The organism is Aminobacter aminovorans (assembly GCF_900445235.1).
In the GTDB taxonomy this organism is placed as follows: domain Bacteria; phylum Pseudomonadota; class Alphaproteobacteria; order Rhizobiales; family Rhizobiaceae; genus Aminobacter; species Aminobacter aminovorans.
Map to the genome: position 1 here is coordinate 1 of NZ_UFSM01000004.1, position 13,088 is coordinate 13,088.

The 13,088-nt window shown below is 62.1% G+C and carries 12 protein-coding genes and 1 pseudogene; all 13 read left to right on the plus strand.

Annotated features, from left to right (window positions below):
* Positions 1 to 580: ABC transporter substrate-binding protein (locus DY201_RS27605; RefSeq protein ID WP_147297345.1), on the plus strand; the 580-nt coding region annotated here is incomplete at its 5' end.
* Between the two features lie 116 nt (positions 581 to 696).
* Complete coding sequence (locus tag DY201_RS27610) at positions 697 to 1,557, plus strand: branched-chain amino acid ABC transporter permease (protein WP_067967374.1); 861 nt, start codon at positions 697 to 699, stop codon at positions 1,555 to 1,557.
* A 242-nt stretch (positions 1,558 to 1,799) separates the two neighbouring features.
* Positions 1,800 to 2,603 (plus strand): annotated as a pseudogene (locus tag DY201_RS27615) (branched-chain amino acid ABC transporter permease); the annotation flags it as partial.
* On the plus strand, positions 2,596 to 3,366 hold the full coding sequence (locus DY201_RS27620; protein ID WP_115734539.1) for an ABC transporter ATP-binding protein: 771 nt from the start codon (positions 2,596 to 2,598) through the stop codon (positions 3,364 to 3,366). The pseudogene DY201_RS27615 and the gene DY201_RS27620, both read left to right, overlap by 8 nt.
* A complete protein-coding gene (locus DY201_RS27625) occupies positions 3,363 to 4,079 on the plus strand; it encodes an ABC transporter ATP-binding protein (RefSeq protein WP_115734540.1) in 717 nt (238 codons plus the stop codon). Before DY201_RS27620 ends, DY201_RS27625 begins: the two co-directional genes overlap by 4 nt.
* A 9-nt stretch (positions 4,080 to 4,088) precedes the next feature.
* Positions 4,089 to 4,832: an aspartate/glutamate racemase family protein gene (locus DY201_RS27630; RefSeq protein ID WP_115734541.1), complete on the plus strand. Its 744-nt coding sequence runs from the start codon at positions 4,089 to 4,091 to the stop codon at positions 4,830 to 4,832.
* A 38-nt stretch (positions 4,833 to 4,870) separates the two neighbouring features.
* Positions 4,871 to 5,779, plus strand: coding sequence for an allantoinase PuuE (puuE, locus tag DY201_RS27635; protein WP_115734542.1), 909 nt, complete (start codon positions 4,871 to 4,873; stop codon positions 5,777 to 5,779).
* Between the two features lie 25 nt (positions 5,780 to 5,804).
* Positions 5,805 to 7,052: an allantoate amidohydrolase gene (locus tag DY201_RS27640; RefSeq protein WP_115734543.1), complete on the plus strand. Its 1,248-nt coding sequence runs from the start codon at positions 5,805 to 5,807 to the stop codon at positions 7,050 to 7,052.
* The gene (locus DY201_RS27645) at positions 7,052 to 8,314 is read left to right on the plus strand and encodes an ArgE/DapE family deacylase (protein ID WP_115734544.1); all 1,263 of its coding nucleotides are present in this window, start codon (positions 7,052 to 7,054) and stop codon (positions 8,312 to 8,314) included. The genes DY201_RS27640 and DY201_RS27645 overlap by 1 nt, the downstream gene beginning before the upstream one ends.
* Before the next feature lie 271 nt (positions 8,315 to 8,585).
* Positions 8,586 to 9,740 carry a transporter substrate-binding domain-containing protein gene (locus tag DY201_RS27650; protein WP_115734545.1) on the plus strand — a complete coding sequence of 385 codons (1,155 nt, stop codon included), beginning with the start codon at positions 8,586 to 8,588 and terminating at the stop codon, positions 9,738 to 9,740.
* Between the two features lie 13 nt (positions 9,741 to 9,753).
* Positions 9,754 to 10,362 carry an ANTAR domain-containing response regulator gene (locus tag DY201_RS27655; RefSeq protein WP_115734546.1) on the plus strand — a complete coding sequence of 203 codons (609 nt, stop codon included), beginning with the start codon at positions 9,754 to 9,756 and terminating at the stop codon, positions 10,360 to 10,362.
* Between the two features lie 506 nt (positions 10,363 to 10,868).
* Positions 10,869 to 12,116, plus strand: a complete 1,248-nt coding sequence (locus DY201_RS27660) for a transporter substrate-binding domain-containing protein (protein WP_115734547.1) — start codon at positions 10,869 to 10,871, stop codon at positions 12,114 to 12,116.
* A gap of 71 nt (positions 12,117 to 12,187) precedes the next feature.
* A complete protein-coding gene (urtB, locus tag DY201_RS27665; protein WP_115734548.1) occupies positions 12,188 to 13,078 on the plus strand; it encodes an urea ABC transporter permease subunit UrtB in 891 nt (296 codons plus the stop codon).
* The last annotated feature ends 10 nt before the right edge of the window (positions 13,079 to 13,088 follow it).

Below are 13,088 nucleotides of genomic sequence, written 5' to 3' on the forward strand. Positions count from 1 at the left end.
GACTTACGAGTCCGGCACCACCGACTTCTTTCCGATCCTGACCAAGGTGATCGGCACCTCGCCTGACCACATCGTGCTGTCGGGTGTTTCGCCTTCAGATGTCGGCCCGCTGATCAAGGCGGCGCGCGAACTGGGCTTCACGGGAACCATGAGCACCGAGACCGGACAGGACCCGAAGGCGATCTATGAGGTTGCGGGTGATGCAGCTAACGGCTTCATCGCCGCTGGCGGCGCCAGCACCGAAGCGATCCGCAGCGACTTCATGGTCAAGTTCATCGAGCGCTACACCAAGGATTGGGGTGAGTGGAACGATGTCGCCGGCCTGTATGTCTACGGTCCCGAGATCATGATCCAGACGCTGCAGAGCGTCGGACCGAAGGCCCTTGACGACACTGAAGCCTTCAAGGCCGCCTTGGACGGTTTCGTCGGCAAGAACCCGTTCCTCAAGGAAGGCGGCGAGCTGAAATATGTCGGCCGCACCGACTACGGCCAGCCGCGTCAGGTGTCCGTGCCGATCGTCGTGCAGCAGGTCGAAAACGGCGAATACAAGCCGCTGTTCGTCGGAAAACTCCCTGACTGACGAACCCGGGCGGCGGTTCGCCCCCAATGACCGCCGCCCGCACTTCCCTCGCATGAGGTCCGCATGACGCGGACCGCGGATGGGCGGAAGGTCCATCCTCGCACAGGAGACTTCGCATGACGCAGGTTATGCTCAATGCACTTGTCGTCGGAACGACCTACGCGCTGATCGCGCTCGGCATCACCATCATCTTCAGCATCATGAAGGTGGTGAATTTTGCCCATGGTCAGCTCTACATGATCGGCGGGTTCGTCGTTTACTACTTCAATGTCGTGTTCGGGCTGCCGTTCTGGTTCGGCCTCGTTATGTCCTTCCTGATCGTCGGCCTGCTCGGCGTGGCCATGGAACTGTTCCTGTTCCGGCCGGTGATGCTGCGCGTCAAGCGCGAGGAGGTGACGATGCTGCTGGCCATGGGCACGGCGGTGTTCCTCGAAAGCCTGGCGCTGATCGTCTTCGGCGAAAAGCAGCGAGGCGTTCCCCCAATCGCAACCGGCGTCATCGAAGTTTTCGATGCGAGGCTGCCCACCGGACGCATCGTCGTCATCGTCGTCGCAGCGATGCTGATCGCCGCCTTGATGGCCTTTATCGGCTACACCAAGACCGGACGAGCGCTCCGGGCCATGGCGCAGGACCGCGAGGCGACCGCTCTTCAGGGCGTCAATCTCAAATGGCTCTCCGCCATGGGTTTCGGCCTCGGTACTGGCCTTGCCGGCCTGTCCGGGGGGCTGCTCGTGGCAATCTTCGCCGTTCACACCGGTGCCGGCACGGCGATCTCGATCAAGGCATTCCTGATGATCATGATCGGTGGTGCGGGCGTGCTCTCCGGCGCCATCCTTGGCGGCTTCGTCCTGGGTTTCCTCGAATCTGTCGGCTATGCGCTTTTGCCGGGCTCGCTGACCTTTCTCATCATCTTCCTGATCGTGATCTGCTTCCTCATCGTGAGGCCGAACGGGATCATGGGTAAGCCCTGGGGCTGAGACGACCATGCAAAAGACCATATCCATGCCAAATGTGAACCTGTCCCCAAGCGAGCAGCGAAGCTCCTCGCTGAAGCCCATCGGGCTGGGGCTGCTGATCGCGGCAGGTTACTTCCTTGCCGTTCCGCTGGTCTTCGGTGCCAATGGCTACCTGCTCAACGTATTCACCACCATGGCTGCCGTCAGCTTCATCAGCTTCGGTGTCTGGCTGACCTTCGCCATCGGCCGCATCAAACCTTGCCCAGGCAGGATTTGCGCTGATCGGGGCATACGTAACAGCCATCTTGGTGTCGCGGCTCGGCGTCTCGTTCTGGATCTGCCTGCCACTGTCGGGAGCAGTCGCGGCCCTGCTCGGCGGCCTGATCGGCTGGCCGGTGCTGCGTCTCAAGGGCGTCTATTTCGCCATGATCACGCTCTGCATCACCGAGGCCTGCCGCCTGACGGCTTTGAGTTTCCCGGCCCTGACCAATGGCGCCCAGGGCATCGTCGACCTTCCGCTTCCCAGCGAATTGTCGTTGTTCGGCCTGACCATCATTCCGGCCTTCGAAAAGGGCGCTCGGCTGCCGTTCTTCTACCTCGCCGGCACGCTGATGCTGCTCGGCCTTTGGTTCATGTGGCTTCTCGACACCAGCCGTGTCGGCGCCGTGTTCCGCTCGCTTAGGCAGAACGAGGATTTGGCGTCGAGCCTTGGCATCAATGTCGCCAAGTATCGTGTCGTCGCCTTCATGGTCAGCTGCTTCTATGCCGGCGTCGGCGGTGCCTTCTTTGCCACTCTGCAGCAGAACGTCTACCCCACCACTTTCCAGGTGCTCGATAGCGTCTACTTCATGGTCTACTGCTTCGTCGGCGGTCTCGAATTCGTCGTTGGCCCGCTGGTAGGCGCCGTCGTCATGATGAGCAGCTTCGAACTCCTGCATGAGTTCCAGCGCTATCAGACCGTCATTTTCTCCGGCCTGATGATCCTGTGCATCCTGCTCATGCCGAACGGAATCCTGAGCGTCATCAAGCGGCGCTCCGGCAAGTCGGAGGAGGCATCCAATGCTTGAAGTTCGCGGATTGACCAAGATCTTCGGCGGCTTGACCGCAGTGAACGACCTGAACTTCACGTTGGATGCGGGCGAGATCCTTTCCATTATCGGGCCCAACGGCGCCGGCAAGAGCACCTGCTTCAAGCTGATCGCCTCCTTCCTCACCCCGACGAGCGGAACCGTCCGTTTCAACGGCAAGGACATTACCGGCATCGGACCGCATGCGGTTGCCCGCCACGGCATCGTCAGGACGTTCCAGGAAAACACCAGCTTCCAGGACATGACCGTGCGCGAGACGGTGCTGCTCGGCTACCACAAGGACTGCAAGGCTTCGCTCGCCGGCATGATCTTCCGGACGCCGCGCGCCAGGAAGGACGAGCGGGAAGCCGGCGAATACGCGGATCACGTACTCGACCTGCTCGGCATGGCACACCTTGCCAACACGGTGTCCGCCGCCTTGCCGCATGGCATGCTGCGCAATCTCGGCATCGCGGTAGCGCTTGCTGCCAAGCCAAAGCTCATCCTGCTCGACGAGCCGTTTGCCGGGCTGAACTCGGACGAGACCAAGCGCGGCGTCGAGCTGATCCGCAAAATTCGCGACGAGGGCGTCACGCCTATCCTGGTCGAGCACGACATGGCCGCGGTGATGTCGGTCAGTGAACGCATCGTGGTCGTCAGCTTCGGCAGCAAGATCGCCGAGGGCACGCCGGCGGAGATCCAGCAGAACGAGAAGGTCATCGAAGCTTATCTCGGCGCGGAAGACACGGAGATCGGCCTATGAGCGCGCAATTCTCGATCCGGGACCTCGCCGTGTCTTATGGCCGGGTTCGCGCCGTGAAGGGTGTTTCCCTCAATGCCGGCGAGGGGGAGATCATTTCCCTCATCGGCGCCAACGGCGCCGGCAAGTCCTCCATTCTGCGCGCCATTACTGGCCTGACCCCGCCTGAGAGCGGTGAGATCTGGTTCGACGGCGAGCGCATCGATGGCAAGGGGCCAGACCAGATCGTGGCGCGCGGCGTGGCGATGGTGCCGGAAGGACGGCGCATCTTCCCGTTCATGAGCGTGCGCGACAACCTTCTGATGGGCGCCTACCGCCGCAAGGACAGCGCCGGTGTCGCCGCCGATCTCGACGGCATCCTGACGCGGTTCCCCCGCCTGCGCGAGCGCATCGGCCAGCAGGCCGGCAGCCTGTCCGGCGGCGAGCAGCAGATGGTGGCGATCGGCCGCGCGCTGATGTCCAAACCGCGGCTTCTGCTGCTCGACGAACCGTCGCTCGGCATCGCGCCGATCATCGTTCGCGAGATCGCCCGCTTCATCACCAGCATCAACCGCGACAATGGCGTCAGCGTCATTCTCGTCGAGCAGAACTCGCGCATGGCGCTCAAGCTCTCCAGTCGTTCCTACGTGCTCGAGACGGGCAAGATCGCCTTGTCTGGGCCTTCGCATGAGCTGGCCGAGAACGACGACGTCCGCCGCGCCTATCTCGGCGGCTAGGGGTAGATCATGAAGATCGAGATCATCAATCCGACGACCACTGCGGCTTTCGCCAGGAAGAACCTGGCTGCCGCGCAAGGCGTCGCCGCACCGGGCACCGAGATCCTGTCAGTCTCGGTCGAGAGCGGCCCGCCGTCGATCGAAAGCCACTACGACGAAGCCCTGGGCACGATCGGCATCCTCGAACGGATTCACGAGGGCGAGGGCGCTGGCGTCGACGGATATGTCATCGCCTGCTTTGGCGATCCGGGCTATCTCGCCGCCCGCGAGCTCGCACGCGGACCCGTAATCGGTATCGCCGAGGCGGCCTTCCACGTTGCCAGCATCGTGGCGACCCGCTTCTCGGTGGTCACCACGCTCGCCCGCACCAAGATCATCTGCGAGCATCTGTTGCAGGTCCACGGCTTCGAACATCAGTGCCGCAAGGTCCGGGCTTGCGGGCTCGAGGTTCTCGAACTCGAGGAGACCGGCATGGCGGCCTGCCATGACATCGTCGAGGAATGCCGCCGCGCCGTCGCCGAAGACGAGATCGGCGCCATCGTGCTCGGCTGCGCCGGCATGGCCGACCTGGCCTCGCATATCCAGGAGGAGATCGGCGTTCCGGTCATCGAAGGTGTCACCGCCGCAACCAAGCTGGTCGAAGGCATCGTCGCCCTGAGGCTCGGCACCAGCAAATTCGGTGACCTGGCTTATCCGCTGCCCAAGCGGCTGAGCGGATCGGTGAAGCATCTTGAAATCGCACCGCGCGACTAGGCCGGCGTCCGTCCGGAACAGGTAGAAAGGATCGAACAATGTCATACCCCCGCGATATGGTCGGCTACGGCAACAGGCCGCCGATGGCCAACTGGCCGAACGGCGCCAAGCTCGCGCTGCAGTTCATCGTCGCCTTCGAGGAGGGATCCGAGAACTGCGTCCTGCACGGCGATGCCCATTCGGAGAACTTCATCTCCGACATCATCGGCGCGCCGCAACTGTTCGGCGTGCGCAACATGAACATGGAGTCGCTCTACGAGTATGGCACGCGCGTCGCGTTCTGGCGCGTGTTCGACGAGTTCAAGCAGCGCGACATCAACACCACTGTTCTGGCCAACGGCCTGGCGCTGCAGCACTACCCCGAGGCCGGCAAGATCATGCACTCCCTCGGCCACGAGATCGCCAGCCACGGCTGGAAGTGGATCGACCACCAGTGGATGGGCGAGGACACCGAACGCGCCCAGATGAAGCTTGCCATCGACACCATCACGCGGGTGACTGGCGAGCGGCCGGTCGGCTGGTACACCGGACGCTGCAGCCCCAACACGCTCAAGCTGGTGGTGGAGGAGGGTGGCTTCCTCTACGATTCCGACACCTATGCCGATGACCTGCCCTATTGGGAAAACGTCAACGGCAAGCAGCATCTGCGCATTCCCTACACACTCGAAGCCAACGACATGCGTTTTGTGGCGGCCGCCGGCTTCAACTCCGGCGACCAGTACTTCACCTATCTCAAGGACACGTTCGACGTGCTCTATCGCGAGAGCGACAGGACGCCGCGGATGATGTCCACCGGGCTCCACCTGCGCATCGTCGGCCGCCCCGGGCGTTGGGCTTCGTTCCTGCGCTTCCTCGACTACGTCCAGAAGCACGAAGGCGTCTGGATCTGCCGGCGCGACGAAATCGCCCGCCACTGGCACAAGCACCATGCACCTGAGCGGCAGTAGCGGCGCAAGGCTCCGGGATAGCATCATGTCGACTTACCTCAACGAAACCGACGCCGGGCGGCGCATCATGCGGCGCTGCGACGAGCTTGGCAGCATCAGCGAGCCGGGCGTTGGCGTGACGCGGCTCTATCTGTCGCCGCAACATCGCACGGCCGCCGAAACCATTGCCGGATGGATGCACGATGCCGGCATGGACGCGCGTATCGACGAGGCCGGCAACGTCGTCGGCCGCTACCATTCCGACAGCGACGGCGGGCCCTATCTCGTTACCGGCTCGCATATGGACAGTGTTGTCCATGCCGGCCGCTATGACGGTCCGCTCGGCGTGCTGACCTCGCTCGACTGCGTCGCAGTACTTCATGGCCACGGCCGTCGCCTGCCGTTCGGTATCGAGGTCGTTGCCTTCGCCGACGAGGAGGGCACACGGTTCAGGACGACGCTCGCTGGAAGCCGGGCCATATCAGGGCAGTTCGGCGACGACCTCTTCAACGCCAGCGACGAGCAGGGCATCAGCGTTCGCGAGGCCATGATCGAATTCGGTCTCGATCCCGAGGCCGTCGCGGCGGCCGCCCATCGGCCGGACGAATTGATCGGTTATGTCGAGTTGCATATCGAGCAGGGCCCGGTGCTGCAGGCTTCGGGCCTGCCGGTCGGCGTGGTGACCGCGATCAGCGGCCAGACGCGCGCTGTGTTGAAGCTCAAGGGTGCGGCCAACCACGCCGGCACGGTGCCGATGGGCATGCGCAAGGATCCGCTTCTGGCGGCGAGCGAAATCGCGCTCGCGGTCGAGCGCATAGCCTCGGCCCATCCCGACACGGTCGGCACCGTCGGCTTCATCAAGGCGGATCCAGGATTGATCAACGTCATTCCCGGTGAGGTGTCGCTGACCGTCGATCTGCGTTCACAGGCCGACGGCATCCGCCAAGCCGCCTTCGACGAACTCGGCATCGCTGCGCGGGCCATCGCCGCAAGGCGGGGGGTGGAGATCGACATCGACAAGATTCTCGATCTCAAGTCCTGCCCATGCGCACTCGATTTCGTCGACCGCATCGAGGCAGCTGTCGAAGCGGCAGGGGTGCGGCCCCTGCGCCTGCCCAGCGGTGCCGGCCATGACGGCATGGCGATGAGCGCGATCACGGACATCGGCATGATCTTCGTTCGCTGCAAGGACGGCATCAGCCATTCGCCGGAGGAGTCGGTCACCGCTGCAGACGTTGCAACGGGGGCGGCTGTGCTCCTGCATTTCATCGAGAATTTTCAGGGAAGACCCTAATGGAACCGAACCCTATCGCAAAACGCCCCGGCCTCGGTTCAGAGCGTCTGCTGGATTACATCCGTTCGCATCGCGACGACCAGGTGCGCATGCTGGCAGAACTGGTCAAGGTGCCGTCCGACAACCCGCCCGGAGATTGCGCAGCGCATGCCGATCGCGCTGCCCAATTGTATGAAGGCCTTGGTTTCACGGTCGAGCGACACAAGGTGCCCGACGCGCTGGTTACGAGCGTCGGCATGATCAGCGCCACCAATCTGATTGTCCGCCATACGTTTGGCCCCGGTCCGACCATCGCGCTCAATGCGCATGGCGACGTCGTAGCGCCTGGCGAAGGCTGGACGGTCGATCCCTACGGCGCCGAGATCAAGGATGGCTGGATGTACGGTCGGGGCGTGGCAACCTCGAAGTCCGACTTCGTCACTTATGCCTATGCGCTGCTGGCGCTGCGCGCATTGGGCGAGAAGCTGTCGGGCACGATCGAAATCCACCTGACCTATGACGAAGAGGTCGGCGGCGACATCGGCCCGCTCTATTTGCTGCAACAGGGCTTGACCAAGCCGAATTACGCGATCTGCGCCGGCCTGTCCTATGGCGTCGTCACTGCCCACAATGGCTGCCTGCATCTCGACATCGACGTCCGCGGCAAGTCCGCTCATGCGGCACGACCCGAAACAGGCATCGACGCGCTCGAGGCTGCAACGCACATCCTGAGCCGGCTCTATTCGCTGCGCTCGGGTTTTTCGGAGCAGCGCTCGTCGGTCGAAGGCATCACCACGCCGTCGCTGGTCGTCGGGCTGATCTCTGGCGGCATCAACACAAACGTCGTCCCCGACAAGATCGTGATGCGTGTCGACCGTCGGATGATCCCGGAGGAGAACGGTCCGGAGGTGGCGAGCGACCTGATCGCCTTCATCGAGGCGACCGCGCGGGAGATGCCGGGCGTCGAATGCCATGTCCGGCAATTGATGCTGGCCAATCCGCTGAAGCCGCTCGATGGGCAGGAACGTCTGGCTGGTGCGTTGCAGAGGCATGCCTCGGAACTCGCCGGAGAGGCCGTCCCGACGCATGGGGTGCCGCTCTATACCGATGCGCGGCACTACAGCAACGCCGGCATCCCGACGGTGCTGTACGGCGCCGGCCCGCGAACGATGCTCGAGGCCAATGCGCACCGTGCCGACGAGAAGCTCAAGATCGACGACCTCGTGCTGGCGACCAATGTCGTGACGCTGGCTCTTTACGACATGCTTACCGGCAACGCCTGACGGTTTGTGGCGAAGGCGTTCGAGCGTTGCGCAGAGGCGGTCCATCGGCCGCCTTTCCTGCCGGATAGGGCATGGAACGCAACTGCTTGCTGGCACGCCCCGCTTGCGTGGCTGGATCGCAGAGCTGCGTTGCCTTTCCCGCGCGGTCAGGATATCTCTATGGAACTGGAAACAGTGGCGTTTCCCAAATCTCCCAAAGCAGACTCCGCCCGGCTCGCGCCGATGACCGGGTGGTATTCTATCGACCTGATCAATAGGTGGCTTATATCGCATGGCGAATGGTGACTGGCGGATTGGCGTCCTGTTTTCCAATAGCGGAGTGACGGCAGCAGCCGAAACGGCCGAAGCCAACGCGACGCGCCTTGCGATCGAAGAGATCAATGCAGCCGGTGGCGTTCGCGGGCGCGGGATAAGTGCGGTCTTCTACGATCCGGAATGTTCGGCCAAGAAGTACCAGGAGCTTGCCGTTCGCCTCCTCTCCCAAGACGGCATCAAGATCATTTTCGGATGCTACATGTCGTCCGCCCGAAAAGCCGTACTGCCGGAAATCGAAGCCTATCGTGGTATGCTTTTTTACCCGACCTTCTATGAAGGGTTCGAGTATTCGACGCGCTGCTTCTATACGGGTTCGTCGTCGAACCAGAACGCGGTCCAGCTCGCGCGCTACCTGATCGAGAATTACGGCACGCGTTTCCTGCTGGTCGGCTCGAACTACGTATTCCCCTATGAATACAACCGCGTTGTCATGGACCTTGTGACCAGGGCCAAGGGCACCATTCTCGACGAAATCTATGTGCCCGTCGAAGCGGTCCGCAAGGACTTCAACCGTGTCATCAAGCAGATCGTCAAGCTGAAACCCGACATCGTGGTGTCGACGGTTGTCGGCACGGGTGCGGTCATGCTCTACGAAGCCTATAAGGAAGCGGGCTTCGACGTCGCAACGATGCCGATTGCCAGCCTGACGACCACCGAAGCGGAAGTCGCCGAGATGGTGCCTGATATCGCTGCGGGACACCTGACCTCCGCATCGTTCTTCGAAACGCTCGACACGCCTCAGGCGCGGCGGTTCGTTTCGGCCTACAAGCAACGGTTCGGCGCCGATGCGCCTGTAACGGCGGGCGCCGAGGCCGCCTACTTCCAGGTTCACCTCTACGCCAAGGCGCTGGAACTGGCTGGCACGGATGAGCCGGAAGCGCTGGCCAAGCATCTCGCCGGGCTGGAGTTCGAAGCGCCGCAAGGGCGGATACGCATCGACCCCGACAACCACCACACCGAACTGTGGTCACGTATCGGTCGTGTCAACGCGGAGGGCAAGTTTGACATCATCTGGCAGTCCGAGACGAGGATCAGGCCGGATCCCTATTTCGTCACGGCGTCATTCGATGATTGGATGAGCAAACCCCATCAGCTGAAACGCAAGGCTTAGCGGATCGTTTTCGGTGCCAACCAGTATTCTCCAGGACCTGAAGGGCTTGCGCGTCCAAGTCATACACCCGCCGGACCAGGCGGGGTTGGCGCTGGTCGAGCATCTCAGGCGCATCGGCTGCAGCTGCGAGACGACCTGGCCTTTGCCCGATGCGATCAATCCATCGGCCGTGGTGGTGCTGGTCTCGATCGAGCAGGAGAACCGCGACAAGATCCTGAGCCTGTTCCGGCCGGTCGAGCCGTCGGATCCGGCCCTGGTGGCGGTGGTGACCTATGAGGACCCCAGCACGCTGCAGGTGGTGCTGGAATGCGGCGCGCTTGCGGTCATCGAGCGGCCGATCCGCCCGTTTGGCCTGCTCACCAATCTGACCATCGCGCGCGCGCTCTGGCTCGAACGTCAGAACGCCAGCAAGCGCATCCGCAAGCTGGAGCGGAAGCTGGCCGGCAACAACCGTATCCTGCGTGCGAAGAACATTCTGATGGAAACACAAGGGCTTAGTGAACAGGACGCGTATGAGAACATTCGCCGGCAAGCGATGGCCAAACGCGTACCGATGGACGATCTGGCGAGTGCTATCATCAACGCGCATGAGCTCTTGACGTTCAAGGACATGCGTGACTAATATGAAAAATAATTGACGCCGGGTGAAGCTTGGCGTCGATGCGGTGTGAGACAATGTGGTCCGCACCGAGTGGCTATGTAGCCCGCAAGCTCCTTGTCGGAGTTGGCGGGCTTTTTTGTTTTTCGGCTTCCGACAAGGCCGTTGGCAGCCGTTGGTTCGAACTCTGCAGCACTTCTTGACGCTCGTTGGTCAGCGCATGCGAACGCGTGCGTGGCATCGCCTTTGCTTGGCGGCAGCTCACCTCCTTTCGGTCGGGTCTGTCGCCTCCGGCCTGGAGGGCCTTACGATTGTAGAAGAACAGATTGATATTTCATCAAAATAGTGGATCGATTTATTCATTATCATTTGTGATGATGAGGATAGTTATTTGAGCAATTGTTTTGCTTGGAGAAAAATATACTGAATAACTATTGCTTATTATAATTTTCTAATACAGCCTGTAGTTGGTCGCGAATGGGGCGGCTTCACAAAAAATCAAACGCACAACGATGCGAACAGGAGGACCAATGAAAAACCACGATAGGCGTACGTTTCTGAAGGCATCAGGCCTCGCGGCCGTCGGACTGGCCGCACCTGCAATCCTGCGTCTCGGCGACAAGGCCTGGGCAGCCGACGAGATTCCCGTCGGCATCATGTATTCGCTGACCGGGACCACGGCGATCGTCGAGAAATCGATGAACCAGTGCGCCCAGATGGCAATTGACGAAATCAACGCCAAGGGCGGTGTTCTTGGCCGCAAGCTGCGCGCCATCATCGAAGATCCGGCGTCCGAGCCGCGCATCTACAGCGAAAAGGCCCGCAAGCTGACGATCGAGGACCAGGTTCCGGTGATCTTCGGCTGTTACACCACGGCCAGCCGCAAGGCTGTTCTGCCGGTCGTCGAGCGGCGCAAGGGCTTGCTCGTCTGGCCGACCTGGTATGAAGGCGAGGAGTGCTCCAAGAACGTGCTTTATGCCGGCTCCGCAGTGCCCAATCAGCAGCTGGAAAATTCGCTGCCCTGGCTGCAGAAGAGCCTGGGCAAGAACAAGGTGTTCATCGTCGGCTCCGACTATGCGTTCCCGCGCGGAATGGCCAAGACATCGAAGACGATCTGCGAAAAGATCGGTATGCAGGTGGTCGGCGACGAATACCTGCCGCTCGGTCACACCGAGTGGGCGTCGATGGTTTCCAAGATCGGCTCGAGCGGCGCCGACGTGATTTTCTCCAACGTGGTGGGCGACTCGATCGTCGCCTTCTACCGGGAGCTGCGTAACCAGGGCTACGACTTCGACAAGCTGCCGCTCTGCGCCTCGACGACGACGGAGGTCGAGATCAAGGCGATGGGCCCGGAATATGCGCTCGGAAGCTATGTTTCGCTGCCCTATTTCCAGACTGTCGACACGCCCCAGAACAAGGTGTTCGTAGAAGCATTCAAGGCTTATGCCGGCGCCGATGCCGTGACCCACGCCGCGATGGAGGCGGTCTATATCGGCGTCAACATGTGGGCGATGGCCGCAGAAAAGGCAGGCGATCTGGCGCCTGATGCGATCGTGGCAAGTGCCGGCGGGCTGTCTTTCGACGCCCCCCAGGGCAAGGTCACCATCGACCCCGACAATCTGCACAGCTACCTGACGCCGCGTATCGGCAAGACCCGCGCCGACGGCCTGCTCGACATCGTCGACCAGTACGCCGAACCGCTGGTGCCGCTGCCTTATTCCAGCGTCGGTGAGACCGCCGACAAGCGGGTCTGCACGACGGGCGGGGCAACGCTCTAGTCCCGGACTGCCAGCTGTGCCGGCGCGGAGTCCGTGCCGGCACGCCCCCGACCAACGCGGATGGAAGCGGCATGGAAACTTTTGTCATCGGCCTGAGCATTGCATCGATATTGTTCATGGTCGCCCTCGGCCTGGCGATCATCTATGGCACCATGAACGTCATCAATCTCGCCCATGGCGAGATGGTGATGATCGGCGCCTACACCACGGTGCTGGCAACCAAGCACCTCGGCTTCAACATCTATCTCTGCCTGCCGCTGGCGTTCCTGGTGACGGCGACATTCGGGCTGATCATCGAGCGTACCGTCGTGCGCAGGCTCTACGGCCGGCTGCTCGACACCTTGCTGGCGACTTGGGGTATCGCGCTCATCCTGCAGCAGCTGATCCGCATCCATTTCGGGCTCGGCCTGTTCGGCGTCGAGATCGATGGTTTGGGCTCCGACCTTCAGAACGTTCCGGTTCCTGCCGAACTGCAGCAGGCTATTCAACTTTTCGGCGCCAACATCCCGGTCTACAGGGCCTTCGTCTTCGTCACCGCGCTGGCGCTCGGCGCCATCACCTGGCTCGTCATGTACAGGACGCGCTTCGGCAGCCAGTTGCGCGCCGTTTCGGTTGCCCGCAACACTGCGGCTGCTTGCGGCATCAACGACAAGCGCGTCAACATGCTGGCCTTTGCCTACGGCTCCGGCCTCGCCGGCGTCGCTGGTGTCCTTGTGTCGGGGTTCAAGACCGTTTCGCCCGACATGGGCACACCCTATGTCGTCGACGCCTTCCTGGTCGTCGTCGCTGGCGGCGTCGGCCATCTGCTCGGCACCTTCGCCTCGGCCGGCATTCTCGGCGAAGTCCAGAGCTTCGTCGCCACATGGGCAAACGACGTCTACGGACGGACGGTCCTGTTTGCCGTCGTGATCTTCATTCTCCTGTTCAAGCCTCAGGGCCTCTTCGTCACCAAGAGCCGCTGAGCTTGGCCGC